The sequence below is a fragment of the Novosphingobium sp. AAP93 genome (assembly GCF_001296055.1).
In the GTDB taxonomy this organism is placed as follows: Bacteria; Pseudomonadota; Alphaproteobacteria; order Sphingomonadales; family Sphingomonadaceae; genus Novosphingobium.
Genome location: NZ_LJHZ01000029.1, coordinates 80,718 through 105,617 on the forward strand (window position 1 = coordinate 80,718; position 24,900 = coordinate 105,617).

At 66.5% G+C, this 24,900-nt stretch carries 22 protein-coding genes; 11 read left to right on the plus strand and 11 right to left on the minus strand.

Annotated features, from left to right (window positions below):
• Window positions 1-64: 64 nt before the first annotated feature.
• From IP83_RS06660 to thrS, 3 genes are all read right to left on the minus strand, one after another.
• A complete protein-coding gene (locus IP83_RS06660) occupies window positions 65-1,000 on the minus strand; it encodes a hypothetical protein (protein WP_054121424.1) in 936 nt (311 codons plus the stop codon).
• Window positions 1,001-1,090: 90 nt separating this feature from the next.
• A complete protein-coding gene (locus tag IP83_RS06665) occupies window positions 1,091-1,834 on the minus strand; it encodes a sulfite exporter TauE/SafE family protein (protein ID WP_054121425.1) in 744 nt (247 codons plus the stop codon).
• Window positions 1,831-3,825 (minus strand): threonine--tRNA ligase, encoded by a 1,995-nt coding sequence (gene thrS, locus IP83_RS06670; RefSeq protein ID WP_054121426.1) that lies wholly within the window; start codon window positions 3,823-3,825, stop codon window positions 1,831-1,833. The genes IP83_RS06665 and thrS overlap by 4 nt, the downstream gene beginning before the upstream one ends.
• Window positions 3,826-3,947: 122 nt before the next feature.
• Here thrS and IP83_RS06675 point away from each other — a divergent pair, with 122 nt between their 5' ends.
• From IP83_RS06675 to IP83_RS06695, 5 genes are all read left to right on the plus strand, one after another.
• Window positions 3,948-4,679 (plus strand): alpha/beta fold hydrolase, encoded by a 732-nt coding sequence (locus IP83_RS06675; RefSeq protein WP_054121494.1) that lies wholly within the window; start codon window positions 3,948-3,950, stop codon window positions 4,677-4,679.
• A 10-nt stretch (window positions 4,680-4,689) separates the two neighbouring features.
• Window positions 4,690-5,694 carry a tetratricopeptide repeat protein gene (locus IP83_RS06680; RefSeq protein WP_231624939.1) on the plus strand — a complete coding sequence of 335 codons (1,005 nt, stop codon included), beginning with the start codon at window positions 4,690-4,692 and terminating at the stop codon, window positions 5,692-5,694.
• On the plus strand, window positions 5,691-6,704 hold the full coding sequence (locus tag IP83_RS06685; protein ID WP_054121428.1) for an LLM class flavin-dependent oxidoreductase: 1,014 nt from the start codon (window positions 5,691-5,693) through the stop codon (window positions 6,702-6,704). Before IP83_RS06680 ends, IP83_RS06685 begins: the two co-directional genes overlap by 4 nt.
• A gap of 179 nt (window positions 6,705-6,883) precedes the next feature.
• Window positions 6,884-11,614, plus strand: coding sequence for an NAD-glutamate dehydrogenase domain-containing protein (locus IP83_RS06690; protein WP_054121429.1), 4,731 nt, complete (start codon window positions 6,884-6,886; stop codon window positions 11,612-11,614).
• Window positions 11,615-11,702: 88 nt separating this feature from the next.
• Window positions 11,703-12,941 (plus strand): NAD(P)/FAD-dependent oxidoreductase, encoded by a 1,239-nt coding sequence (locus IP83_RS06695; protein ID WP_054121430.1) that lies wholly within the window; start codon window positions 11,703-11,705, stop codon window positions 12,939-12,941.
• On the opposite strand, the gene queG is transcribed toward IP83_RS06695, so the two are convergent.
• On the minus strand, window positions 12,925-13,992 hold the full coding sequence (queG, locus tag IP83_RS06700) for a tRNA epoxyqueuosine(34) reductase QueG (protein ID WP_054121431.1): 1,068 nt from the start codon (window positions 13,990-13,992) through the stop codon (window positions 12,925-12,927). The genes IP83_RS06695 and queG overlap by 17 nt on opposite strands.
• 46 nt (window positions 13,993-14,038) lie before the next feature.
• Here queG and IP83_RS06705 point away from each other — a divergent pair, with 46 nt between their 5' ends.
• The 5 genes from IP83_RS06705 (at window position 14,039) to IP83_RS06725 (ending at window position 19,438) form a co-directional block, all read left to right on the plus strand.
• Window positions 14,039-15,073, plus strand: a complete 1,035-nt coding sequence (locus tag IP83_RS06705; RefSeq protein ID WP_231624940.1) for an ABC transporter ATP-binding protein — start codon at window positions 14,039-14,041, stop codon at window positions 15,071-15,073.
• Window positions 15,073-16,311: an ABC transporter permease gene (locus tag IP83_RS06710; protein ID WP_054121432.1), complete on the plus strand. Its 1,239-nt coding sequence runs from the start codon at window positions 15,073-15,075 to the stop codon at window positions 16,309-16,311. Before IP83_RS06705 ends, IP83_RS06710 begins: the two co-directional genes overlap by 1 nt.
• Window positions 16,312-16,402: 91 nt before the next feature.
• Window positions 16,403-17,737: a cytochrome P450 gene (locus IP83_RS06715; RefSeq protein ID WP_054121433.1), complete on the plus strand. Its 1,335-nt coding sequence runs from the start codon at window positions 16,403-16,405 to the stop codon at window positions 17,735-17,737.
• Between the two features lie 190 nt (window positions 17,738-17,927).
• The gene (msrB, locus tag IP83_RS06720) at window positions 17,928-18,416 is read left to right on the plus strand and encodes a peptide-methionine (R)-S-oxide reductase MsrB (RefSeq protein WP_082364545.1); all 489 of its coding nucleotides are present in this window, start codon (window positions 17,928-17,930) and stop codon (window positions 18,414-18,416) included.
• A 44-nt stretch (window positions 18,417-18,460) separates the two neighbouring features.
• Window positions 18,461-19,438 (plus strand): esterase-like activity of phytase family protein, encoded by a 978-nt coding sequence (locus tag IP83_RS06725; RefSeq protein WP_054121434.1) that lies wholly within the window; start codon window positions 18,461-18,463, stop codon window positions 19,436-19,438.
• A 48-nt stretch (window positions 19,439-19,486) separates the two neighbouring features.
• On the opposite strand, the gene rpmB is transcribed toward IP83_RS06725, so the two are convergent.
• A complete protein-coding gene (gene rpmB / locus IP83_RS06730; protein WP_054121497.1) occupies window positions 19,487-19,771 on the minus strand; it encodes a 50S ribosomal protein L28 in 285 nt (94 codons plus the stop codon).
• 125 nt (window positions 19,772-19,896) lie between these two features.
• Here rpmB and tadA point away from each other — a divergent pair, with 125 nt between their 5' ends.
• Window positions 19,897-20,352: a tRNA adenosine(34) deaminase TadA gene (tadA, locus tag IP83_RS06735; protein ID WP_054121435.1), complete on the plus strand. Its 456-nt coding sequence runs from the start codon at window positions 19,897-19,899 to the stop codon at window positions 20,350-20,352.
• 4 nt (window positions 20,353-20,356) lie between these two features.
• Here tadA and IP83_RS06740 read toward each other — a convergent pair whose 3' ends face one another.
• Genes IP83_RS06740 through IP83_RS06765 form a run of 6 tightly spaced genes read right to left on the minus strand, consistent with a single transcriptional unit; the run spans window position 20,357 to window position 24,809 of the window.
• The gene (locus IP83_RS06740) at window positions 20,357-20,743 is read right to left on the minus strand and encodes a VOC family protein (protein ID WP_054121436.1); all 387 of its coding nucleotides are present in this window, start codon (window positions 20,741-20,743) and stop codon (window positions 20,357-20,359) included.
• A gap of 41 nt (window positions 20,744-20,784) precedes the next feature.
• Window positions 20,785-21,468 carry a ribonuclease T2 gene (locus IP83_RS06745; protein ID WP_054121437.1) on the minus strand — a complete coding sequence of 228 codons (684 nt, stop codon included), beginning with the start codon at window positions 21,466-21,468 and terminating at the stop codon, window positions 20,785-20,787.
• The gene (locus IP83_RS06750; RefSeq protein ID WP_054121438.1) at window positions 21,468-21,932 is read right to left on the minus strand and encodes a hypothetical protein; all 465 of its coding nucleotides are present in this window, start codon (window positions 21,930-21,932) and stop codon (window positions 21,468-21,470) included. The genes IP83_RS06745 and IP83_RS06750 overlap by 1 nt, the downstream gene beginning before the upstream one ends.
• A 30-nt stretch (window positions 21,933-21,962) precedes the next feature.
• Window positions 21,963-22,826, minus strand: a complete 864-nt coding sequence (gene nadC, locus IP83_RS06755) for a carboxylating nicotinate-nucleotide diphosphorylase (protein WP_054121439.1) — start codon at window positions 22,824-22,826, stop codon at window positions 21,963-21,965.
• 39 nt (window positions 22,827-22,865) lie between these two features.
• Window positions 22,866-23,663: a LytTR family DNA-binding domain-containing protein gene (locus tag IP83_RS06760; RefSeq protein ID WP_054121440.1), complete on the minus strand. Its 798-nt coding sequence runs from the start codon at window positions 23,661-23,663 to the stop codon at window positions 22,866-22,868.
• Between the two features lie 3 nt (window positions 23,664-23,666).
• The gene (locus IP83_RS06765; protein ID WP_054121498.1) at window positions 23,667-24,809 is read right to left on the minus strand and encodes a sensor histidine kinase; all 1,143 of its coding nucleotides are present in this window, start codon (window positions 24,807-24,809) and stop codon (window positions 23,667-23,669) included.
• Between the last annotated feature and the right edge of the window lie 91 nt (window positions 24,810-24,900).

Consider the following 24,900-nt stretch of genomic DNA (forward strand, 5'->3'; position numbering starts at 1 on the left):
TTATGCCTTGGTCGGGTAAACGCTTCTTGCAGCCAGAATGGCTAATTTCGCGTGAAGAGCGGCCTCACCCTTCGGCGAGAAACGCCAGCAGGGCCTGTTCGAGCGGATCGATCTGGCCGTCGTTGCCGATGCGGGTGTCGAGCCACTGCTGTTCGCTTCCGGTCACAGCGGCATCAGCGACGGCTTCTCCGGTAAAGTTGCGCGCGGAGGGGCTCGTGAGCAGGTCGCGGGCTGCAGAGCGCAGATCGCCGGCGGCGACACTGCCCATACGGCGAAAGAAGCCGCTGAGGCCGCCCGAAGGCTGGTTCATGAAGGCTTCCAGCTCGGCGGCACGCTCGCGGGTGAGACCCTTGGCGCCCTGCCAGCCTTGCAGGTAGTTGCCGACGCCTTGCACGAACAGGCGCTGCCATTCGGCGGCGTTATCGGCGCCGAGGGTCGCATCCTTGAGGCGGAACAGCATTTCGGCCTCGCGCTGGCTCACGGCGGCAGGCCGGTCGCCGCCGCTTGCGAAGATCACGCGGCGCAGCAGCTTGCATTCGGCTTCAGTGATCGAACCCGCGCTGAGGTGGCCGCCGTCGCGCGTCGGGCCCTCGCCGGTCAGTACCGAGTGCTCGATCTGGGCGAGGGCGTAGTCCTTGAAACGATCCGGCGTGCCGAGTGCCTTTTCGAGCACGCGGACGAGCAGTTCGAGTTCCGCTGCCGAATCGAGGCGCCCGTCATTGTCGAGCTTGGCGATCAGCCAGTCGGCGGTCTCATCGGCGACATAGCCGCGCGGCTCGGTGCCATTGAGGACATATTCGCCGACCGCTTCGACGAGGAAGTCGATCCATTCGGCACTCTTGGCGGAGACCACGTCGTTGATCGCGAGAATGGCTTCGGCTTCAGTCTCGTCGATCCGGCCATCGGGCCACGCGGAGCGGCGCAGGGCCAGCACTTCCTCGGGAGTGATCGCGCCGTCGGCCGCGGCCTGACGTGCAAGCTCGGGGAAATTGATCGTCATCGGCAGTCCGTCCGGTTGTCCAGTCGCGGCACCTATGGACCGACGAGGGTTACTTTGGCGTTACCCATGATACGGCCCGTCTTAGGCAGATCAGCCGAGCAGGCGGACGACAGCCATGAGAGCCGAGACCGCGAGCAGCAGGCCGACGAAGCCGCGCCACAACGTATCGCTCACCTTCCCGAAAGCGAGCGAGCCGAGGTGATTGCCGAGGAGGACCGGCCCGAACAGCAGCAGCGCGAAGAGCGCATCGCGCCAGGACGCCAGCCGCAGGACGAGGGCAGCAGCGGTGCTGGCGGTGGAGGTCAGCAGGAACACGGTGAGCATCGAGGCGCGGGCGACTTCGCGCGGGATCGGGCGGCGCAGGTAATAAGGCACGACCGGCGGGCCGGGCATGCCGGCGAATCCGGTGAGCAGGCCCGAGGCGACGCCAGTCAGCCCGGTTTCCAACTGGCCCGGGGCATGGCCGGGTTTGGCAGGGAGCAGCACCATCACGAAGGCACCGATGGCGACAGCGGCGATGACCACACGCGCGACGGCGGGCGGCGTGGCGAACAGTGCGAGGAGACCCGGCGGCGTCATCACCATGGCAAGCCCGCCGATCACGCCCGCGCTTTTTTCGCCCGCCTTCCACACCTTGCGCGCGCCGACGAGGCCGATGAGGAGGCCGAGCATGTTCGAGACAACGACCGCCTCGCCTGGGCGGATCACCAGCGCGATCAGCGGCACCAGCAGGATCGCCATGCCGAAGCCCGCAAGGCCCCGTACGAAGGCGGCAACGAACGCCGCCAGCGCACAGAGAGCCAGCGAGAGCAGCGGCAGATCGAGCGTGATCAGCTCCGCAGATCCGGCGGAGTCGCTTCGGCCTTGAGCATCGCAAGTGCCTCGGCCAGCGGCATCACCTTCTGGTGCTGTTCGCCCAGCGTGCGGATCGCGACAGTGCCTTCCTCCGCCTCGCGCTTGCCGACCACCAGCAGGTAGGGGACCTTCTGCAAGGAGTGCTCGCGCACCTTGTAGTTGATCTTCTCGTTGCGCGTGTCGGTCTCGGTGCGAATGCCGGCCGCGCGCAGGGCGTCGGTTGCCTCGTAGGCATAGTCATCGGCGTCGGAGACGATGGTGGCGACGACGGCTTGCACCGGGGCGAGCCATGCGGGCAGGCGGCCCGCGAAATGCTCGATCAGGATGCCGATGAAGCGTTCGTAGGACCCGAAGATTGCGCGGTGGAGCATGACCGGACGGTGGCGCTCGCCATCCTCGCCGATATAGCCCGCATCGAGCCGTTCGGGCAGCACGCGGTCCGACTGGATCGTGCCGACCTGCCAGGTCCGCCCGATGGCGTCGGTGAGGTGCCATTCGAGCTTGGGAGCATAGAACGCACCTTCGCCGGGGAGCTCTTCCCAGCCATATTCCGGCGTAGCGAGACCGGCCTCGATCACCGCATTGCGCAGTTCGTGCTCGGCCTTGTCCCACATCTCCTCGGTGCCGAAGCGCTTTTCGGGGCGCAGCGCGAGCTTGATCGAATAGGTGAAGCCGAAGTCCTTGTAGATCCGGTCCGCCAGCTCGCAGAATGCGCGCACTTCGGACACGATCTGGTCCTCGCGGCAGAAGATATGCGCATCGTCCTGCGTGAACTGCCGCACGCGCATCAGCCCGTGCAGCGCGCCGTGCGGTTCATTCCGGTGGCAGCAGCCGTTTTCGTAGAGGCGCAAGGGGAGTTCGCGGTAGGACTTGAGGCCCTGCCGGAAGATCAGCACATGCGCCGGGCAGTTCATCGGCTTCAGCGCCATCCACTCGGCGTCGTCCGACACGATCGGACCTTCGTCCTCGGTGTTCGGCACTTCATCGGGGATGACGAACATGTTCTCGCGGTACTTGCCCCAGTGGCCGGACTGCTCCCACTGGCGCGCGTCCATCACCTGCGGGGTCTTGACCTCCTTGTAGCCCGCGCCGTCGATGGCGCGGCGCATATAGGCCTCGAGCTCGCGCCAGATGCGGTAACCCTTGGGGTGCCAGAACACCGAGCCATGGGCTTCCTGCTGGAGGTGGAACAGGTCCATCTCCTGCCCCAGCTTGCGGTGATCGCGCTTGGCCGCTTCGTCCAGCCGCGTGAGGTGCGCATCGAGCTGCTTCTTGTTCAGCCAGCCGGTGCCGTAGACGCGGCTGAGCATCGCCTTCGACTGGTCCCCACGCCAGTAGGCGCCCGAGACGCGCGTGAGCTTGAAGGCCTGCGGATCAAGCTTGCCGGTGGAGGCCAAGTGCGGTCCGCGGCACATGTCGAGCCAGTCATCGCCGGACCAGTAGACCGTCAGTTCCTCGTTCTCGGGGAGTTCAGCGGCCCACTCGGCCTTGAACGTCTCACCCTGCTGCTTCCAGCGGCTGATCAGCTGCTCGCGGCTCCAGACCTCGCGGCGGAGCGGCTTGTCCGCAGCGATGATCCCCCGCATCGCCTCTTCGATCGCGGGCAGGTCGTCCTCGGTGAAGGCGCGGTCCTTCGGGGCGAAATCGTAATAGAAGCCGTCGTCCGTACTCGGGCCGAAAGTGATCTGCGTGCCGGGGAACAGCGCCTGCACCGCCTCGGCCAGCACGTGGGCATAGTCGTGGCGCACGAGTTCCAGCGCATCGGCTTCGTCGCGCGCAGTGACGAGCGCGAGCGCGGCATCGCCTTCGAAGGGGCGGGTAATGTCGAAAAGCTCACCATTCACGCGCGCGCCGATCGCGGCCTTGGCAAGGCCCGGGCCGATCGCGGCGGCGATGTCTGCCGGGGTCGTGCCGGGCGCGACTTCGCGCGACGAACCATCGGGCAGGGTGATCTTGAACATTTCGGACATGGTAACTCTCGCTGGTGTTCCGGGCGCTTTGGCAGAAAGCGCCGCCATGCGGAAGGCCGGTTGTGGGGATGAGCTGCGCCGAATGCGTTGGCCTTGGCGCGCCGAGGTGGCACAAGCGCGGCATGACCCAGTACATGACCATGCCTTCCGGCGAACGGATGGCCTATCGCTACCTGCCGGGCCAAGGCCCAGTATTCGTGTTCCTTCCCGGCTACATGTCCGACATGAGCGGCGGCAAGGCGCAAGCCTTGATGGCGCATGCCGAGCGGCGCGAAAGGGCCTGCCTGCTGCTGGACTATAGCGGGCTTGGCCAGAGTGAGGGTGTTTTTGCCGAAAAGACGCTGCCACTTTGGCGCGACGAAGTGATCGCGCTGCTGGATGGGCTCGGGATCGAGCGCGTGGTGCTGTGCGGGTCGAGCATGGGCGGCTGGTTGATGCTGCTGCTGGCCGAAGTGCTGGGCGATAGGGTGGCGGCGCTCGTCGGCCTCGCGCCCGCGCCGGATTTCAGCGAATGGGGCTTCACGGCCGAGCAGAAGGCTGTGTTTGCGCGCGGCGAGACGGTCTACGAGGACAACATCTACGGGCCGGAGCCGACCCCGACTTATGCGAAATTCTGGGCTGCCGGCCAGAAATGCCGGGTGCTGGCCAAGGGTATCGCCTTCGATGGCCCGGTGCGGCTGATCCACGGGCAGGCCGATCCGGACGTGCCGTGGGACATCTCCATCCGGCTTGCGGCCGCGCTGCGTTCAGCCGATGTGCAGGTGCAGCTGATCAAGGATGCGGACCACCGCCTGTCCCGCCCGTCGGATATCGCGGTGCTCCTCGCCGCGCTGGATGCGCTGGGCGGGGCCTGAAGGATCCCTGATGCTGTTCCTGCTTTCCGCTCTGGTTGCCGCGCAAACGCCTCTTGCCCTGAACGTCTGGCACCAGATCGGCCCCAATCCCCGGCAATACGAACCCTCGCCGCTGCCGATCCCGCGCCGCAAGCGCGTGACCGAAGTGCCGCCGCCGAAGCCGGGCGAGACACCGCAGGCGACGCAGACCGGCATTCCTGCTGCGCCGGTCGAGACCGCACCGCGGCCGACGCGGTATACGCTGTGCCTGAAGGTGGGTGAGAAGGATCTGGCCGCAGGCGTCGCCGCTGCCCGCGCATGGCTTGCCGAGGCGTCCAAGGCGGCAACGCCGGATACGGCGCATGGCGCTGCCGCGCAGTGTCTGGGCCAACTGCTTTTGCAGCAGGGCGATTCCGCTGGGGCGGAAGCGGCCTTTGTCGAAAGCGCGGGGCAGGTGCCCGCCAACAAACAAGCTGCCGCAGCGGCCTTGCAGACGATGGCCGGGAATGCCGCGCTGGCTGGCGGGCGCGCGGAAACCGCGCTGGGTTGGTTTGACACGGCGCTTGCTCCGCTTCCATCCAGCGCGCCCAGCGCGGACGACAACGCGGTGCGCGGCGCAGCGCAGATCGGCCGGGCGCGCGCGTTGGTTGCGCTGGGGCGCCTGCCCGAAGCGAGCGGTGCCCTGCAGGACGCGCACCGGCTCGCGCCGAACGATCCCGAAGGCTGGTTGCTCTCTGCCACGCTGGCGCGGCGGGGCAAGGATCTGGAGCGGGCGCAGCGTGATATCGAAGTCGCGGCCAGCCTTGCCGCGCGTGGCGATCCACTCGGTCCGCCTATTGGCCTCGAGGCGGGCGTGATCGCCATGCTTTCGGGCCGCGAGGATGCCGCGCGCAAATCGTGGGAATCGGTCCTGGCACTCGCGCCGGACAGCGCGGAAGCGGCGACGGCCAAAGGATATCTTGACCAGATCGGACCAGCTCCCACATCATCCGCACCGGCAGCAGCCGCTGCCGCGCCACCGGAGCCGCCGCGATGAGCCTCGAAAACCTCAAGCTGTCCGTCCTCGACCTCGTCCCCGTGCGCGAGGGCGGGACAGTGAGCGAGGCGCTGGCCGAAGCGGCAGCGCTGGCGAAGACGGCGGAGGATCTGGGCTACAACCGCTTCTGGGTGGCCGAGCATCACGGCATGGAAGGCATCGCCGGCGCTGCCGTCTCGGTCGTGCTGGCGCATATCGGCAATGCCACTTCGCGCATCCGGCTCGGTGCGGGCGGGATCATGCTGCCAAACCACAACCCGCTGGTGATCGCCGAACAGTTCGGCGCGCTCGACGCGCTGTTTCCGGGGCGGATCGACCTCGGGCTCGGCCGCGCGCCGGGGGCCGATCAGCGCATCCTGCGCGCGCTGCACAAGGACATCCACCAGGCGGCCGAGAGCTTCCCCAATGACGTTGTCGAGCTGCAGCTGCATTTTGCCGGCGATCCGCGTCTGCCCCTGCAGGCGACGCCGGGGCTCGGGGCCAAGCCGGAGATGTGGATCCTCGGCTCCAGCCTGTTCGGCGCGCAACTCGCGGCAATGCTGGGCCTGCCCTATGCCTTCGCCTCGCACTTTGCGCCCGACCAGCTCGACGCGGCGCTCACGCTTTACCGCGAGCGGTTCCAGCCTTCGGAGCGGCTTGAAAAGCCCTACGTCATGGCCGCCATCAACGTGATCGCAGCGGAGACCGACGAAGAGGCCGTGCTGCTTGCTTCCTCGATGGACCAGTCTTTCGTGCGACTGCGCACCGGATCGCCGGGCAAGCTGCCACCGCCGGTGCCGGGCTACCGCGACAGCCTGCATCCCTCTTCGCTCGCGATGCTCGATCATATGCGGCAGGTCAGCGCCATCGGCAGCGTGAAGACGGTGCGCGAGCGGCTGACGGCTTTCCGCGCGCGGACCGGAGCGGACGAGCTGATTGTTTCGGGCTCGACTTTCGATCCGGCGCTGCGCCACCGCAGCCTCGCGTTGACGATGGATGCGCTCAAGGCCGACTTGGCCGTTCCGGCATAATAGCCAATGACGCCGAATTCCTAAGGCTCCTCCCGCTTGCCTCTGCGCCGATGCCGGAGTAGGCTTCGCATGATTAGTTCATGGGTGTGACATAAAATTACGCACCCATAACGACAAGAAGGCGCGCCGCTGACAGGGCAAAACCTGCGGGGTGATCGCGCCGGGAAGCAGGAGCGACCATGGCTACGAAGACCGCCGACACCGGCGCCGATGCGATTCTGTCGCAGGCGCTGTCCCAGACTCTGGCCACGCGTTTTGCGACTTCGTTGCTGCCCGCGGAAGCAGCGGAATTCGATGCGGAGCGGCTGGCAGGGGCGGCAAGCTTCACGTTGAAGGCGGCGGCTAAGCGCTGCGGCGCAGAGCCGGCCATCGCCATCGAGAGCATCGGCGGCCAGTCTGGCGCAGGCGGCGGCGCGCGTTATCTGCGCATCGCGGTGATCAACGATGACATGCCGTTCCTCGTCGATTCGATCGCGGCGACGATTTCGGCGCAGGGCCTTGCCATCGACCGGCTGGTGCACCCTGTTGTGGCGGTCCGGCGCGATCCTGAAGGCAAGCTGTTAGGCCTGCCCGAGGGTGATGCCGTGGGCGAACGCCGCGAGTCCATGGTCTATCTGGAAACCGAGCGCGTCGATGCGCGCGAACGGCGCGAATTGCTGGCCGCGCTGCGCGCAACGCTTGCGGACGTGCACGCCGCCGTCGCGGACTGGTCACGCATGCAGGCGGCGATGCAGGAGGATGCGCGCACGCTTCCCGATCAGGAAGGTGCCGCGCTGCTGCGCTGGCTGGCGGACGGGATGCTCACCCAGCTCGGCCATGTCGTGCAGCACCGCGATGGCTCGCATGGTGAGGCGCTCGGCATCTGCCGCGCCAGCGATGCCCCGCTGCTGGCCAAGGCCAGCTACGACCGCGCGTTCAAGTGGTTCGACCGGCTGGGCGAGCGCGGCACCGATGCCCCGCGCAGCCCGCTCATCGTCAAGGCCAATCGCATCGCGCTGGTCCACCGCCGTGTGCCGCTCGATCTGTTCATCGCGCCGGTGATGGAAGGCGGCAAGGTTGTGGCGCTTTCGGTCCATGCGGGCGTGTGGACCAGCGCCGCGCTGGCCGCGACGCCGGACCGCATTCCGCGCATGCGCAGCCAGCTTGAAGCGCTTATGGACAAGTTCGGCTTTGCGCCCAACGGTCATGCCGGCAAGGCGCTTGCCCATGCGCTCACCGCTCTGCCGCACGATATCCTGATCAGCTTTGACGAAGCCGACCTCGAACGGGTCGCGACGACGATGATGACTTTGATCGACCGGCCGCGCCCTCGCCTCGCGCTCGTCGCCGCGCCGCTTGCGCGCCACCTGTTCGCGTTTGTCTGGTTGCCGCGCGATGTGCAGTCGACTGAGCTGCGCCACCGCGTGCAGGCCATGCTCGAGGCCGCGACCGACGCGCCTATCCTCGACTGGAGCCTTTCGGTCGAGGGCGGGACGCTGGCGCTGATGCGCTTCGTCATCGATATCCGCGATGGCGCGGCGCTGCCCTATGAAGCCGCGCTCGACATGGCGCTGCAGACGATGGTGCGCGGCTGGGGCGCCGCAGTCGAAGCCGAGCTGGCCAAGGGTGAAGACCCGGCGCGCGCCGCCGCCATCGCCGCGCGCTATGCCGAGGCGTTCCCCATCGGCTATCGCAGCGCCTATGGCCCGGCCGAAGCAGCCGACGATATCCGTGTGCTGCGCGCGTTGACGCAGACCGATGCCCCGCGCCGCGCGGTGCGGCTCCACCGCCTGCCGGGCGAGGAAGGCCTGCGCCTGAAACTCTATCAGCGCGAAGGCGCGATCGTGTTGTCGGACGCGGTGCCGGTGCTGGAGAACTTCGGCTTCCGCGTACTGGAGGAAGTCCCGACCGCACTCGACAAGGGCCGACTGGGCTTCATCCATGATTTCCTTGTCGCGCTGCCCGAAGGGATCGAGGGCGAAGGACTGCTCGCGCGCAAGGAGGCCATCGAGGAGTCGCTGGCCGCCGTGCTCAATGGCGGGGCTGAGGACGACCTGTTCAACCGCTTGATCGTGACGGCGGGGCTGACCGCGCGCGGCGCCAACTGGATGCGGGCGTGGTATCGCTACTTGCGGCAGGCCGGGATGACGTTCTCGATCGCGACAGCGGTCGAAGCACTGCGCAGCGCCCCCAAGGTGACGCGCGGGCTGATCGGCCTGTTCCTTGCCCGCCATGATCCGGCGTTCGAGGAAGACCGCGCCGCGGCCGAAGCCCGCTTTGCCGAGCAGATCCGCACAGGGCTCGCCGGAGTGGCCGCGATCAACGATGACCGCCTGCTGCGCCAGTTCCGCGCCCTTGCCGAAGCAATTCTGCGGACCAATGCGTTTTCGCCTGCTGCGGCCGAAGCGCTGGCGTTCAAGATCGATTCCGCGCTCGTCCCCGGCCTGCCCAAGCCGGTGCCATGGCGCGAGATCTTCGTTTACTCGCCGCGCGTCGAGGGCATCCATCTGCGCGCCGGCCCAGTCGCGCGTGGCGGCCTGCGCTGGTCCGACCGGCGCGACGACTTCCGCACCGAAGTGCTAAGCCTGATGAAGGCGCAGCGCGTGAAGAACGCGGTGATCGTGCCGACGGGCGCGAAGGGCGGCTTCTATCCCAAGCAGCTCCCCGACCCGGTCCGCGCGCGCGAAGCCTGGCTCGCCGAGGGCCGCGCAAGCTATCAGGTGTTCATCCGCACACTGCTTTCGGTGACGGACAACATCGTCGGCGGTGAAGTGGTCCATCCGGGAGACGTGGTGATCCGCGATGGCGAGGATCCCTATTTCGTCGTGGCGGCTGACAAGGGCACCGCGACGTTTTCGGACATCGCGAATGCGATCGCCGAGGACAAGGGCTTCTGGCTGGATGATGCTTTCGCCAGCGGCGGCTCCAAGGGCTATGACCACAAGGCCATGGGCATCACCGCCAAGGGCGCCTGGCTTTCGGTGCAGCGGCATTTCCGCGAGCTCGGCGTTGATGTGCAGACGCAGCCGATCACCGTGGCGGGCTGTGGCGACATGTCGGGCGACGTGTTCGGCAATGGCATGCTGCTGTCGAAGGCGCTCAAGGTCGTCGCGGCCTTCGATCACCGGCATGTTTTCCTTGATCCCACGCCCGATCCGGCGGCGAGCTGGGCAGAACGCGCGCGACTTTTCGCACTGCCGCGGTCGAGCTGGGATGACTACGACAAGGCGCTGATCTCGCCGGGTGGCGGCGTGTTCCCCCGGACGATGAAGCAGATCCCGCTGACCGACGAAGTGCGCGCGCTGCTGGGCGTCGAGGACGCCGAGCTTGAGCCCGAAGCGCTGATCACCGCGATCCTCAAGGCGCCGGTCGACCTGCTGTGGTTCGGCGGCATCGGGACCTATGTGAAGGCCTCGAGCGAAAACAACGTCGCCGTGGGCGATCCCGCCAACGATGGTCTGCGCATCAATGGCGAGGACGTGCGCGCGCGGGTGATCGGCGAAGGCGCCAATCTCGGCACCACGCAGGCTGGCCGCATCGAGTATTCGCTGGTGGGTGCAACAGGGCGCGGGGGGCGGATCAACACCGATTTCATCGACAACTCGGCGGGCGTCGATTGCTCGGACAACGAGGTCAACATCAAGATCGCGCTTGCTTCGGCCAAGCGCGCCGGGCGGCTCGACGAGGATGGCCGCGTCGCGCTGCTCACCGCGATGACCGACGATGTCGCGGCGCTCGTGCTGGAAGACAACCGCCTGCAGGCGTTGGCGCTCTCCATCGCCGAACGCGGTGGGGCTGGCGCGGCGCCGGCCTATGCGCGGCTGGTCGATGTGCTCGAAGAGAACGGTGACCTTGATCGAAAGACCGAGGGGCTGGCCAGCAGCGAGGATATGCTGCGCCGTGCAGCAGCGGGCCACGGCTTTACCCGGCCCGAACTCGCGGTGCTGCTGTCCAGTGCGAAACTCGTGCTGCAGCGTGCGCTGGAGGAAAGCCCGGTGGTCGATGATCCGGTGCTCGAGGCCGATCTCTTCGCCGCCTTCCCGCCGCAGATGCGCGAGACCTTTGCCGAGGACATCCGCACCCACCGCCTGCGTCGCGAGCTGATCGCGACCAAGCTGGCCAACCGGATCGTCAACGATCTGGGGCCGGTGCACCCCTTCGAGCTGGTCGAGGAGGAAGGCGTCAGCCTTGCACAGGTGGCGGCGGCCTTTGTCGCGGCAGCGCGGCTGCTCGATCTCAAGGGCATCTGGGCGCTGCTCGACGGGCCGGATGGCGACCTTATGCCCGAACAGGTGCGGCTCTCGCTCTACGGCCGCGTCGCCGAAGTGCTGCGGGGCCATATCGCCGACGTGCTGCGCGCCGGGCGCGGGTCGTTCGAGCCGGGCAAGTTGATCGCCGAGCTGGAGCCGGGGGTCTCGCAGCTCTCCGCCGCCACCGGGGAACTGCTTCAGGGCGAGGCCAAAGTGCAGGCGCGGCGGATGTTGGCGGAGCTGACCGACGCGGGTGTTCCCACCCATGTGGCGGAGCGCATCGCGCACCTCGTCGATATGGATGGGGCCATCGGGCTGGCGCACCTTGCGGCGGTGCGCGGGATCGATCCTTCCGCGCTGACGACGGCGTTCGCCACACTGGGCGCGGCGCTCGGGCTCGACTGGGCGCAGCAGGCGGCCAGCCGCATGAGCCCCTCCGATCCATGGGAGCGGCTGCTGGTGGCCGGCCTCGCGCGCGATTTCCAGCAGATGCGGCTCGATTTCCTCGCCCGTGCCGCCGGGCAGGATCCGGCGGCTGCAGTCGCGCAGTGGCTGGAGGCGCAGGCCGCTCCGGTGCGCAATTTCCGCGCGTTGACGGGCCGGGCGCAGGGTGCGGGCGGAGTGGCTCCCGCCATGCTGGCGCAGCTGGCAAGCCAGGCGAGGACCTTGCTGGCTCGCTAGGAGGCTTTGCCGCGCCGGACATAATCACCGGCATAGTTGACGCGCCGCGACTTTTCGCCAAATCCGCGCTCACACAAGGAGAGTGGATATGAGCGGGACGGACCTTTCGGCGGATGTGGTGATTGTCGGCGCGGGCCATGGCGGCGCGCAGGCGGCGATCGCGCTGCGGCAGAACGGGTTTGCCGGCACGGTCATGGTGGTGGGGCGCGAGCCGGAGCTGCCATACGAGCGCCCGCCGCTCTCGAAGGAATACCTTGCGCGCGACAAGACGTTCGACCGCATCATGATCCGTCCGGAAGCGTTCTGGGCGGACAAGGCGGTGACGATGCTGCTCGGCACCGAAGTCACCGCGATCGATGCGGCGGCGCATGTCGCAACCCTGAGCGATGGACGCACTCTCCAGTATGGCCACCTGATCTGGGCTGCAGGCGGCGATCCGCGCAAGTTGACCTGCGCGGGCGCCGATCTGGCGGGCGTGCATGCGGTCCGCACGCGCGAGGATGTCGACCGGCTGATGGGCGAGCTCGATGCCGGGGCGAAGCGCGCCGTGGTGATCGGCGGCGGATACATCGGGCTGGAAGCGGCGGCGGTGCTGACCAAGCTCGATTGCCATGTCACGCTGCTCGAAGCCCTGCCCCGCGTGCTGGCGCGCGTTGCGGGCGAGGCGCTCTCCGCGTTCTACGAGGCCGACCACCGCGCGCATGGCGTGGACCTGCGCACCGGCGTCGCGGTCGATTGTCTGGTGGGTGAGGGTGGCAAGGTGACCGGCGTGAAGCTCGCCGATGGCACGGTGCTCCCGGCTGATCTCGTGATCGTCGGCATCGGCATCATCCCTTGCGTCGAACCGCTGCGCGCGGCGGGCGCCGAAGGAGCGAACGGTGTGATGGTCGATGGCCAGTGCCGCACGTCGCTGCCTGATGTCTTCGCGATCGGCGATTGCGCCGCGCATGCCAACGCCTTTGCTGATGGTGCGGTCATCCGGCTGGAGTCGGTTCAGAACGCCAACGACATGGCAACCGTCGCCGCCAAGACGATCTGCGGGGTGGAGGCCGCTTACCACGCCATACCGTGGTTCTGGTCGAACCAGTATGATCTCAAGCTCCAGACGGTCGGCCTTTCGACCGGTCACGATGCGGTCGTCACGCGCGGTGATCCGGCTACGCGCAGCTTCTCGGTGATCTATCTGAAAGCGGGCAAGGTCGTGGCGCTCGACTGCGTCAACATGGTCAAGGACTATGTGCAGGGCCGCAAACTGGTGGAGACCGGCGCGGTGATCGCACCCGAGAAGCTGGCCGACCCGGGCACCCCGCTCAAGGAACTGGCATAGCCCCTGCGAGGCGGTCCAAGGCCCAGCTCGCGGCATCGGCCACGGCTGGATCCGGATCGGTGAGCAGGCGCTGCACCGGGGCCATCAATTTGGGATCGCTGCTGTTGCCCGCAGCATAGAGGCAGTTGCGCACAAACCGGTCGCGCCCGATGCGCTTGATGGGCGAACCTGCGAACAACGCACGGAAGGCTGCGTCGTCCAGCGTGAGCAGTTCGGCAAGGCGCGGTGCGGCGAGTTCGGCGCGGGGAAGGAACGCTTTGTTCGTCGCAGCCGTGCCAGCAAAACTGTTCCACGGGCAGACCGCCAGGCAATCGTCGCAGCCATAGATCCGGTTGCCCAGCGCGGCGCGAAACTCGTGCGGGATCTGCCCCTTGTGCTCGATGGTGAGGTAGGAAATGCAGCGCCGCGCATCGAGGCGATAGGGCGCCGGGAAGGCCTCGGTCGGGCAGGCCGTCTGGCAAGCTGTGCAGCTGCCGCAGCGGTCCGCATGTGGCGCGTCGGGCTCCAGCGGGAGCGTCGTGTAGATTGCGCCGAGGAACAGCCATGAACCGTGGCTGCGGCTGACCAGATTGGTGTGCTTGCCCTGCCAGCCGATCCCCGCCGCTTCGCCCAGCGGCTTTTCCATCACCGGCGCAGTATCGACGAAGACCTTGACCTCGGCCCCGGGCACTTCGCTCACAAGCCAGCGCGCGAGGGCCTTCAGCGCGCGCTTCACCACATCGTGATAGTCCGCCCCCTGCGCATAGACCGAAATGCGCGCGCGGTCTTTCGCAGCCGCCAGCGCGAGCGGATCAGCGGCGGGAGCATAGCTCATCCCCAGCGCGATCACGCTCTGCGCGGCGGGCCAGAGCGACTGCGGACCCTTGCGGTGATCGAAGCGGGTCTCCATCCACTCCATCGAGCCGTGGCTCCCCTCCGCCAGCCACTGCTCCAGCCGTTCGGCGCGCAGCGGATTGTCAGCGGCGGGGGCGATCCCGCAGGCGGCGAAACCCAGCTTGGAGGCTTCGTCCTTGATGCGCGAGACGAGAGTGGTTTCCGCGCCGTTAACCAAACTTGCTGCCCCCCTCGTTCATGCCTTACGGTTAACGGCAGATCGCATGAAGATCGAACCCTTTGCCTCCTTTACCGGGACGCCCGTGCTGGACAACGCTCCATCTGCCGATCTGGCCCCAGAACTAGCTATCGAGGCGCGCGGCCTCGTGAAGCGCTTTGACGGCTTTACCGCCGTCGACGGCGTCGACATTTCGGTGCCGCGCGGCGCGATCTATGGCATTCTTGGCCCCAATGGCGCGGGCAAGACGACGACCTTGCGCATGCTGCTGGGCATCATCGATCCCGATTCGGGCTATCGCCGTGTCCTGGGGCACGAACGGCCGACCGAAGTCGCGCGCCGCATCGGCTACCTTCCAGAAGAGCGCGGGCTCTATCCGGCGATGAAGGCGGTCGAGGCCATCGCGTTCCTCGCCGCGCTGCGCGGGGTGCCGCTCAAGGAAGGCCGCCGCCGGGGGCAGGAACTGCTCGAGCAGCATGGCCTCGGCTATGCGGCGGACCGGCAGATCCGCCAGCTCTCAAAGGGCATGGCGCAGCAGGTCCAGCTGCTCGGCACGCTTGTGCACAATCCCGATCTCGTGGTGTTCGACGAGCCGTTTTCGGGCCTCGACGCGCTCAATCAGGGCAAGCTGGAGCGGATGATCCGCAGCCTGGCCGAGCGCGGCACGACGGTGATCTTCTCCACCCACGTCATCGCCCATGCCGAGCGCTTGTGCGACCAGATCGCCATCATCGCCGGCGGCAAGGTGCCGTTCGCGGGTCCAGTCGACGCGGCGCGCGATCGCTTGCGCCCGCAAGTCCGCCTCGAAACCCGCGCGCAGGACGGGCCGTGGCGGGCCGCCATCCCCGCCGATGCCCGCCACGAAGGCCGCTTCTGGTTCTTCACCCTGCCCGAAAGTGGGGTCGAGCCGCTGCTGCGCGCGCTGATCGAAGGCGATGCCGGCATTCTTTCGCTCTCGATCGAGCGCCCCGGCCTGCATGATGCGTTCGTTTCGATTGCGGGCGAAGCTGCGGCCCGCGCGCTGGAGGAATCGGCACAGGAAGAGGCCGAGAAAGCCAATCAGAAGAAGGGCCGCCGCTGATGCTTCGCAATCATTTTGCCGCCGCGTGGGTGATCATGCGCCGCGATTTCAGCGCGGTGATCTTCTCCAAGACCTTCATCTTCTTCCTCATCGGCCCGCTGTTTCCGGTGTTCATCGGCGCGATGGCGGCGGCGGTCGGCTCGCAGGTTTCGCGTGACATCGACAATCCGGTGATCGGCATCGCCATGCCCGCGCATCAGGGGGACGCGATGGTTGCGGCGCGCGGCAGCCTTGCGCCGAAGATGTCGGGCTTTGTGCCGGAATACACTGTGCTGGCGCGGCTGGAGCCGGGCGAGGCGTTTGACGCCCGCACTGTGCTTGCCAGCAAGGGCGTGAAGGGTGCCCCGCAACTCGCCGCCGTGGTGACGGGCACGCTCGACAAGCCGGTGCTGACCGGCAGCTCGGAACGGGTCGACCAATGGCGCGGACAGATCGCGCTGATTGCGGCAGAGGCCGGTGCGCCGGGGCCGCGGACGTTCCCTGAAGTGAAGGAAGACAAGATCGCGACGACTGCCGCCAAGCAGCACGTCGATCTCGCGGTGACGGCGCAGGCCGGGCAGGTGCTGCTGTTCCTGCTCACGATGCTCCTTGCGGGCATGGTCCTTTCGAACCTCGTCGAGGAAAAGGCCAACAAGATCATCGAAGTGCTGGCCGCTTCGATCCCGATGGATGCGCTGTTCCTCGGCAAGCTCTTCGCCATGCTCGCGGTCAGCCTTGTCGGCATCGCGGTGTGGGGCTCGGTCTATGGCATGCTGATGCTGGCGGGCATGAAGTCGATCCCGCTGCTGGCGACCCCGGCTGTCGGCTGGCCGCTGTTCTGCGTGCTCGGCTTCCTCTATTTCGCGATGGCCTACCTGCTGCTCGGATCGCTGTTCCTTTCGATCGGTGGCATGGCGACCACGGTGCGCGAAGTGCAGACGCTTTCCATGCCGGTCACGATGATGCAGCTCATGGTGTTCTTCTTTGCGAGCTACGCGCTGGCGCGGCCGGGCACGTGGATCGAGGTTGCGAGCCTTGTCTTCCCCGTCAGTTCGCCCTTTGCGATGCTGGCGCAGGCGGCGCAATCGCCGGTGCTCTGGCCGCATGTTATCGCGCTGGTCTGGCAGGCGGTGTGGGTCGGCGTGATCATCCGCGTGGGTGCACAGCTGTTCCGCCGCACGGTGATGAAATCGGGCCCGGCGCGCGGGCGCAAGAGCCGGGTGGCGGGCTGGTTGCGGAGATCAACCAAGGCTGCCTAAAGCTTATTGACAGCCATGTAGGTTGCAAGGATAGTATCCACCGAGTGACAAGGGCGGCCGCCCGGAGCTGCCCGCACCCGGAAGGATTGCCATGGCCACCCAGCTCGCCCCCGAAGCGCCGTTCACCTATCGCACCTCACCAACCGCCAACGAAGCGTTCGAGGAATGGCTGGCCGCCAATCCGCAGGCGCGGCCGCACCACACCCACAAGTGGGACGTCAGCCGTTCGGACATCTACGTCGAGGACCGCTGGGGCCCGATCTTCGCTGAAATGCGGCGCGAGGCGCCGATCAACAAGGTGACCGGCACGCCTTACGGCGACTATTGGAACATCGCGACCCACAAGGCGATCCAGCACGTCGAATCGCTGCCTGAGCTGTTCTCCTCTTCGTGGGAGCATGGCGGCATCACGATCGGTGATCCGCCGGAAGATATTGACCCGGCCAAGCTTGCCGAGCGCCAGCTGCCGATGTTCATTGCGATGGACCGCCCCGAACACACCGGCCAGCGCCGCACCGTCGCCCCTGCCTTCACCCCTGCCGAGATCGCGCGGATGGAAGCGGAAATCCGCCACCGCACCGGTGAGGTGCTCGACAGCCTGCCGTGGGGCGAGAAATTCGACTGGGTCGACAAGGTCTCGATCGAACTCACCACCGGCATGCTCGCGATCCTGTTCGGCTTCCCGTGGCAGGATCGCCGGCTCCTCACCTTCTGGTCGGACTGGGCAGGCGATGTCGAACTGACGCTGGCGCAGGACCTTGCCGATACGCGCTTCGGCCTTCTCCAGGAAATGGCGCACTATTTCAGCCGACTGTGGATGGAGCGCATGGGCAAGGCGCCGAGCCCGGATCTCATCTCGATGATGATTCACTCGCCCGCGATGTCGAAGATGAGCCCGCAGGAATTCATGGGCAATCTCGTGCTGCTCATCGTCGGTGGCAACGACACCACGCGCAACACGATGTCGGGCATCGTCCATGCGCTCGACCAGTTCCCCGATCAGCGCGCGCTGCTCGAAGGCGATCCCTCGCTCATTCCGAACGCAGTGCAGGAGTGCCTGCGCTTCGTGACGCCACTCGCCCACATGCGCCGCACCTGCACCGCCGACAACGAGCTTTTCGGCCAGCAGATCAGGGCCGGCGACAAGGTCGTGATGTGGTACCTTTCGGCCAATCGCGACGAGACGGTGTTCGAGAACCCGGACAAGCTGATCGTCGACCGCCCCAATGCCCGCCGCCACCTGGCGTTCGGCCACGGCATCCACCGCTGTGTCGGTGCGCGTCTGGCCGAACTGCAACTGCGTGTGCTGCTGGAGGAGATGCACGAGCGCAAGATGCGCGTGCGCGTGGCGGGCGGTGTGAAGCGCGTGCGCGCCAACTTCGTCCATGGCTTCCGCAAGATGGAAGTCGTCCTCGAAAAACGCTGAACGGTTCCTATCGGATCGGGTCAGATTCCGTTCAGGTACATAGGCCTAGGAGAGGGGCGTCCCGCCGATGGGTTACCCCGCCCCCCTCCCCGGCCCACGGCGGGACTCCTTCTCACCCAAATGGCTTACTTGATCTGCTGCCTGTCGCATCGGATGTAACGCCTTGAGCCATCCCGCCGAACCGGACGCCATGAAACCTTCGCGTCGCAATTTCCTCGCTTTCCTCACCGCCACTGCCGCCATGACAGCGGCGGCCTGCGGTGCGCCCGCTGCGGCCACCCGCAAGGGCACCTTCCCGCTGCACCATACCGAAGCGGAATGGCGCAAGCTCCTCACCCCTGCGCAGTACTACATCCTGCGCGAGGAAGGGACCGAGCGGCCGTTCACGTCCGCGCTGCTCAAGGAGCACCGCAAGGGCACCTTCACGTGCGCGGCGGACGGCACTGCAGTGTTCGCCTCCTCGACCAAGTTCGACAGCGGCACCGGCTGGCCCAGCTTCTGGACACCGATCAAGGGCGGCATCGGCACTTCAACCGACACCTCGTTCGGCATGACCCGCACCGAAGTGCATTGCTCGCGCTGCGGTGGTCACCTTGGTCACGTGTTCGATGATGGCCCGCCGCCGACCGGCAAGCGCTACTGCATCAATGGCGATGCGCTGAAGTTCGTGCCCGCCTGATCGAGCCTGTTCACGCGCCGCCTGCTGTGGCAAGCGCGCCGGCAATGCGCGCGCTTAAACTGGTCCTGCTGATCCTCGCGCTCGTGCCAGTGACCTGGCTGTCCGCGCCGAAGCCCCTTCGCCCGCGTGATCCGGCGATCCACCTCGTGGATCTGATGCCCTCGCTGCAGGGTTCATTGCCGCAGATGGGTGCGCTGCGGCTTGCCGGCGCATGGCAAATCGTCGGGCAGCACCGCAGGCTCGGCACATTGTCCGGCCTTGCCCAGACGAGCAGCGGGTTCGTCGCCGTGGGAGACCGCGGCAACGTTCTATGGTTCACCCGGCCAGACCAGCCCGGACCCTGGCTTGCCCGATTCGACCGGCTGATCCGCCTCGAGTGGCGCAAGCACCGTTTTCCGACCGATGCCGAGGCCGTTGCGGTCGATCCTGCCAGCGGTGATCTGACCGTCGCGTATGAAGATCTGCCGGGGCTTGAGGTCTATAGCCACGATCTGGTGCGGCGCCGGTTCATACCCTTGCCGGTCCTGGCTGAATGGCCGGACAACCAGGGGCCGGAGGCAATGGCGAGGCTGGCCGACGGGCGCACGCTGATCGTGGGCGAGACCTATTCCGGCTGGCTTGACCGCACGCGCCATCCCGGCCTGATCTTTCGCGCCGCGCCGCAGCCTTACGAAGAGCCTGCGCGGTTCGAACTGGTCATGCCGCCGGGTTACCGGCCCTGCGAGCTCGCACAGATGCCGGACGGGCGGCTGCTGGTGCTTGGACGGCATTTCGGGTTGACCGGCTTTCGCTCGGTGATCGCCGCATTCACGCCGCAACAGGTGCGGCCGGGCGCGAAAGTTACCCCGCACGTGATCGCGCGAATCGATGATCCGAGGATCCGTGACAACTATGAAGGCATGACCGTGACGCGCGAGGCCGATGGCAGCCAGATCGTCTGGCTGGTCTCGGACAGCAACGAAATGGTCTGGGCGCAGCGAACACTTCTGCTCAAGCTGCGAATCGGGCCGGAAGCCCGCTAGGCTCCGGCCCGTTCAGCGCAGGCAGCAGCGTGCCGCCCGGCAAGTCGATCAGGCAGCGACAGCCTTGACCAGCTCGCGCTTCACCTTGAGCGCGCGCGGGCTGAGCTTGGCGTCAGCCGCCTTGAGCAGCCAGTTGTCGAGACCGCCGTTGTGCTCCACCGAGCGCAGGCCATGGGTCGAGACGCGGAACTTGAAGCTGCGATCAAGCTTTTCCGACATGAGCGTGACGTTCTGCAGGTTGGGCAGGAACAGACGCTTGGTCTTGTTGTTGGCGTGGCTCACGTTGTGGCCGACCTGGCGGCCCTTACCGGTCAGTTCGCAGATACGCGACATGGCTGAAAACTCGCTTGGATTTGAACGATCATGGATCGGGAAGGGCGCGCTCTTGCCGATCCGGCGCGCAAAGTCAAGGATTCGCACGTTGCATCCGCGCCCCAAGCCGCGCTAGCCCGCTTGGAATGACCCGCTGGCCCCTTCCTGAACCCATGCGCATGGCGCTGGAGGCCGCAGCACGCGCTGCCGAGGCGGGTGAAGTGCCCATCGGGGCGGTGATCGTCAAGGACGGCGTGGTGATCGCCGCCGCCCACAATTCGCCGCGCGAGGATCATGATCCCACCGCCCACGCCGAAGTCATGGCGATTCGTGCGGCAGCCTCTGCGCTGGGGCATGAGCGGCTGACCGGGTGCGACTTGTGGGTCACTCTGGAGCCCTGCGCCATGTGTGCGGGTGCGATCGTCCACGCGCGGCTGGCGCGGGTCTACTACGCCGCGAGCGATCCCAAGGGAGGGGCAGTGGAGCATGGCGCGAAGGTGTTCGACGCGCCCGGCTGCCTGCACCGCCCCGAAGTCTATTCCGGCATTGGCGAGAGCGAGGCGGCAGAACTGCTGCGCGATTTCTTCAAGGCGCGGCGCTGAAGGCTCAATCGACCGGCGGGGTGCCCGGCGGATACCACGAGACTTCGACGCGCAGGCCATCGGGATCGGGCAGGAACACGGCCACGGTGCCGCCCGGAAAGCGCTGCAGCCGCGCGACATGGCCTGCCGCCTCCATCTGCGCCGCCAAGGCTTCGACCATATCCACCGAGGGTGCAGTGAAGCCGAAGTGGTTGAGGCCCGCGCCATAGCGCTCATAGTCGCGAGTTTCGGGATGCGCCGCGCCGAACTGGATGTGGAGGCCGCTGTCGTTCGCCCAGATACTCGGCTTCTTCTGCACAAAGCCGAGTTTGGGCAGCAACAAGCCATAGAACGCAGCGCTGACCTCGGGATCGCGCGAGAGGATCGTAAGGTGATCGAGCCTTAGCGACATAGGAACCTCCTCACACTGATTCGGATATGCCGGTACTTCGGTTACCGGCCGCGCCAGATCTTGATCGGCGTGCTGTCGTCAGCACCGCGCTCTGTGCAGACAGCGGGCTTGAAGTCCTTCCCGTAGCAGATGTGGACTTCGTCCAGCCAGCCGCGCGGATTGGCCTTCACGCGGATCGCGCTGGCGGGAATGGCGCGGAAAGCAGTGCGCAGATCGCCCGCGGTGAGGCCCGGGCGGTGCGAGAGGCGGACCATGTCGGGGAAGCGCACGCTGCGCAGCAGGTCGGCACTCGACCTGAAGTAACTGTCCGGCGTGGCCGTCATGCAAGCACCATGCTTGGCCCACTCATGCGCGATGAGATCGGGCGAAGGTGTCATGCAAAGGTTGCGGCGGACCGTCTCGGCGGAGAGCGGGCTGGCGGGGCACCACTGCGGCCAGTTGCCCGGCGAGGATTCCGGCCAGAGGCCGTGAAGAATGAACCCGAAATGTCCCAGCTTGCCGCCGCACTGGAACGCTGCGCGGGGATCGCGCGCGCGGGTGCGGCAATACTCGGGCGACCAGCTGAGCGCGAGCGTATAGCCCGCGACAGGCAGGACGCGGCGCGGGCCATCAGGCGCGGGCAGGGCAGGGGCAGAGACTTGCGGAGGAACGCGGCATTGCGGAACCTCAGCCAGCGCCGTTGCCGGGAGTGCAAACCCCAGCGCCGCGAGCGCCAACTTGCGCATCAGTTGAACGCAGTCAGGTCGACTATCCCGTGCTGCCCCCGGCTTTTCAGCCATTCGGCGGCATCGCGGCGGAACAGGTACGCAATGGCGATGAGCTGCAGCACGAAGACCAGCGACACGATCAGAGAGTAGCCAAGGTTGGACTGCCCCTGCGCAATCAGCAGCGGTACGGTGCCGATCACGCCAAGCACGGTGATGACCACCAGCACCCACTTCGTGATATTGCTCGCGCGGCGGGCGATCAGGTACCAGAAGAGAAACGTCATGCCATAGCTCATAGCCAGAACGATCAGCATTCCGGCAGTGCCCAACGCCGCGGTGCGGTCTGGCCCGACCAGCCCGGCGAAATTGAGCATCTGAAGCACCACCGTGATTGCGGTTGCGCCAAGATAGAATTGTTCGAAGCGGATAATCGATGGCGGCCTCAAAGCGGTGTCCCCCTTTTGCATCGGCGAGACTACCATGTGGCGGCCAGCGGGCAACCGGATCAGCGTTCAGATCGGCGTGAAGTCGAGCCCGATATCGGCAGCAGGCGCGCTCTGCGTCAGGCGGCCGACCGAGACGTAGTCCACGCCCGAGGCGGCGATTGCGCCGATGGTTTCCAGTCGAACACCGCCTGAGGCCTCGCAGGGCGCCCGGCCTGCAACCAGCGCGACGGCCTCGCGCAGCGTGTCCGGCCCCATGTTGTCGAGCAGCAGGCGGGTGGCGCCGGCCTGCAGCGCGGGTTCGATCTGGTCGATGTGGTCGACCTCGCAGATCACCTCGCGCACCCCGGCGGCCAGCGCACGGCGCACGGCTTCGGCCACACCCCCTGCGACAAGGACGTGGTTGTCCTTGATCATCGCCGCGTCCCACAGACCCATGCGGTGGTTCACCCCGCCGCCGGTGCGTACGGCGTACTTTTCCAGATGGCGCAGTCCGGGGATGGTCTTGCGGGTATCGAGCAGCTTTGCGCTGGTCTCGCCCATTGCATCGACATACTGGCGCGTGAGCGTGGCGACGCCCGAAAGGTGCTGCACGGTGTTGAGCGCGCTGCGTTCCGCTGTGAGCATCGCGCGGGCCGATCCGGTGAGGCGCATCAGTGCCGATCCGGGCTCAACGCGCGCGCCTTCTGCAACCAGCACTTCGATTTCCATCGTCGGATCGAGCGCACGGAAGAACGCGGCGGCAATCGGCAGCCCACAGACGGTGATCGCGTCGCGGCTATCCATCACCCCGGCAAAGCGCGCGTCCGCCGGGATCACGCTTTCGCTCGTCACGTCATGCCCGCCGCCGGGGAGGCCCTGCCCGAGATCCTCGGCAAGCGTGGCAGCAACAAAGGCCTCGAGATCGAAGCCGGGGATGGAGAAGTCGGTCATGGCAGCGGGACTAGCCATGGCTGGTCCCGCTGCCAACCATCAATGCACGAAGCGTGCTACCACATCGCGGTAGGAGCGGGAGACTTTCACTTTCGAGCCGCTGTCGAGCACGAGGAAGCATTCGCCATTGGTGTGCGGCTTGACCTGTCGTACGCGGTCGAGGTTGACGATCTTCGAGCGGTGGACGCGCTGGAACACGCGCGGATCGAGGCGGCGTTCGAGGTCCTTCATCGTTTCGCGCAGGATCAAAGAATTGTCGCCGGTGTAGATGCACATGTAGTCGCCCGCCGCCTCGATCCGCTCGATGGTGTCGACATCGACGCGGAAGATCTGGCCGCGATCCTTGATGTTGATGAGCTTCTCGAACCGCCCGACGGCAGGCTCGCTATCCTCCGGAATGCCTTCCATCGCATCGGGCGCGACCTCGGCGAGCACGGTTTTCAGCTTCTCGGCCTCTTCCAGCCCGCGCTTTTCGGCAAGACGGGTGCGCGCGCGGTCAAGCGCGTCGGCGAGGCGGGCGGGCTCGACGGGCTTGAGGAGATAGTCGACCGCATTGGCCTCGAAGGCGCGGATCGCATGCTCGGAATAGGCGGTAACGAAGACGAACAGCGGCGGATCGATCTCGATCACCCCGCTGACCACGCTGAACCCGTCAAACCCCGGCATCTGGATATCGCAGAACACGAGATCGGGCTTCTCGGTCTTGATCTTGCGGATCGCCTCGCGCCCGTTGGAGCAGGTGTCGATCACCTCGACATCGGGGAAGGCTTCCAGTCTGAGCTGAAGGCCCTGAATGGCGAGCTTTTCGTCATCGACGAGGATCGTGCGAATGGTCATGCGCTACCTTTGCTGACTGGCAAGCGACGCTGCGTGAGTTTCTCGTGCTTCGAAGGGCAGTTCGATCACCACCTGAAAGCCTCCGCCTGGCCGCTCGCCGATTTCGAACCGCTGGTTCTCGCCATAGGCCTGGGCAAGCCGGTCGCGGATATTGGCGAGGCCGACGCGCGTGGAGTCCGAGGGAGAACTGGTCACGCCGAACAATGTCGAAGGGTCGGTGCCCGGTTGCAACCCCGGGCCGGTGTCGGACACGGTGACCCGCAGCACCGGGCCGACGAGTTGCGCCGCTATGGTGATCGTCGCCCCTTCCTCGAGCGGGCTGACGGCGTACTTGATCGCGTTTTCCACCAAAGGCTGCAGCAGCAGCGACGGCATCAGCGCTGGCGATGCCTCCTCGTCGATGCGGAATTCGGTAGCGAGCCGCTCCTCGAAGCGCATCCGCTCGATGTCGAGGTAGAGCTTCAGCGTCTCCACTTCCTGCGCCACGGTGACGCGCCCGGTGGGTTCGTTGATCAGCGTATAGCGCAGGAACGAGGAGAGGCGGCTGAGCATCGCATTGGCGGGTTCGGTCTGCTTGAGCAGCACCAGCGTGGAGATCGAGTTCAGCGTGTTGAACAGGAAGTGCGGATTGAGCTGGTAGCGCAGCATGGCGAGCTGCGCCGATGTCGCTTGCGCTTCGAGCCGCATGAGCTGGTCGTTCTGCTCTTCGACCTGCACATAGAAATTGATCGCGTAGTAAAGTGCCGACCACGCGCCGAGCAGCGTGAGATCGAGGTAGAACACGCCGAGAAACAGCTGCGCGAAGCCGGAATTGCCCTCGGTCCGGTAGAGGCTGATCACCCATGAATCGATGAAGGCATAGAGGCCGACGGCGATTGCGAGGACGACGGCGGTGATCCCCCAGGTGATCAGCGGGGTGCGGTTGATCAGCGCGCGGTAGATCACCGAGAGGATGAGGCTGATCGAGAAGCCGGTGATCGTGGCGATCAGCACGATGATCAGGAATGACCAGGGCTGCCCGTTGGCGATGCTGGAGAGCGCGCGCAGCAGCATCGCGCCGCCCCAGCCGAGCATCTGCAGACGCCAGAAGGCGCGGTTCTTGTTGCCGAAGAACGGCGTTGGGCGCAGCGGCAGCTTCATTGCCATGGGGGCTGTGTACCCCACAGTTTCGCGCAGCGCCACAGGTGGGCTTTTCGTGGTGGTGCAAAGGGGATAGTCTGCCCGGCAAAAGGGAGAG

Bases quoted from the DNA above. Each gene is read 5' to 3' on its own strand.
- IP83_RS06660 (WP_054121424.1), bottom strand. From the start codon at position 1,000: ATGACGATCAATTTCCCCGAGCTTGCACGTCAGGCCGCGGCCGACGGC.
- thrS (WP_054121426.1), bottom strand. From the start codon at position 3,825: ATGTCCGAAATGTTCAAGATCACCCTGCCCGATGGTTCGTCGCGCGAA.
- IP83_RS06675 (WP_054121494.1), top strand. From the start codon at position 3,948: ATGACCCAGTACATGACCATGCCTTCCGGCGAACGGATGGCCTATCGC.
- IP83_RS06680 (WP_231624939.1), top strand. From the start codon at position 4,690: ATGCTGTTCCTGCTTTCCGCTCTGGTTGCCGCGCAAACGCCTCTTGCC.
- IP83_RS06685 (WP_054121428.1), top strand. From the start codon at position 5,691: ATGAGCCTCGAAAACCTCAAGCTGTCCGTCCTCGACCTCGTCCCCGTG.
- IP83_RS06690 (WP_054121429.1), top strand. From the start codon at position 6,884: ATGGCTACGAAGACCGCCGACACCGGCGCCGATGCGATTCTGTCGCAG.
- IP83_RS06695 (WP_054121430.1), top strand. From the start codon at position 11,703: ATGAGCGGGACGGACCTTTCGGCGGATGTGGTGATTGTCGGCGCGGGC.
- IP83_RS06705 (WP_231624940.1), top strand. From the start codon at position 14,039: ATGAAGATCGAACCCTTTGCCTCCTTTACCGGGACGCCCGTGCTGGAC.
- IP83_RS06710 (WP_054121432.1), top strand. From the start codon at position 15,073: ATGCTTCGCAATCATTTTGCCGCCGCGTGGGTGATCATGCGCCGCGAT.
- IP83_RS06715 (WP_054121433.1), top strand. From the start codon at position 16,403: ATGGCCACCCAGCTCGCCCCCGAAGCGCCGTTCACCTATCGCACCTCA.
- msrB (WP_082364545.1), top strand. From the start codon at position 17,928: ATGAAACCTTCGCGTCGCAATTTCCTCGCTTTCCTCACCGCCACTGCC.
- IP83_RS06725 (WP_054121434.1), top strand. From the start codon at position 18,461: ATGCGCGCGCTTAAACTGGTCCTGCTGATCCTCGCGCTCGTGCCAGTG.
- rpmB (WP_054121497.1), bottom strand. From the start codon at position 19,771: ATGTCGCGTATCTGCGAACTGACCGGTAAGGGCCGCCAGGTCGGCCAC.
- tadA (WP_054121435.1), top strand. From the start codon at position 19,897: ATGACCCGCTGGCCCCTTCCTGAACCCATGCGCATGGCGCTGGAGGCC.
- IP83_RS06740 (WP_054121436.1), bottom strand. From the start codon at position 20,743: ATGTCGCTAAGGCTCGATCACCTTACGATCCTCTCGCGCGATCCCGAG.
- IP83_RS06745 (WP_054121437.1), bottom strand. From the start codon at position 21,468: ATGCGCAAGTTGGCGCTCGCGGCGCTGGGGTTTGCACTCCCGGCAACG.
- IP83_RS06750 (WP_054121438.1), bottom strand. From the start codon at position 21,932: ATGGTAGTCTCGCCGATGCAAAAGGGGGACACCGCTTTGAGGCCGCCA.
- nadC (WP_054121439.1), bottom strand. From the start codon at position 22,826: ATGACCGACTTCTCCATCCCCGGCTTCGATCTCGAGGCCTTTGTTGCT.
- IP83_RS06760 (WP_054121440.1), bottom strand. From the start codon at position 23,663: ATGACCATTCGCACGATCCTCGTCGATGACGAAAAGCTCGCCATTCAG.
- IP83_RS06765 (WP_054121498.1), bottom strand. From the start codon at position 24,809: ATGGCAATGAAGCTGCCGCTGCGCCCAACGCCGTTCTTCGGCAACAAG.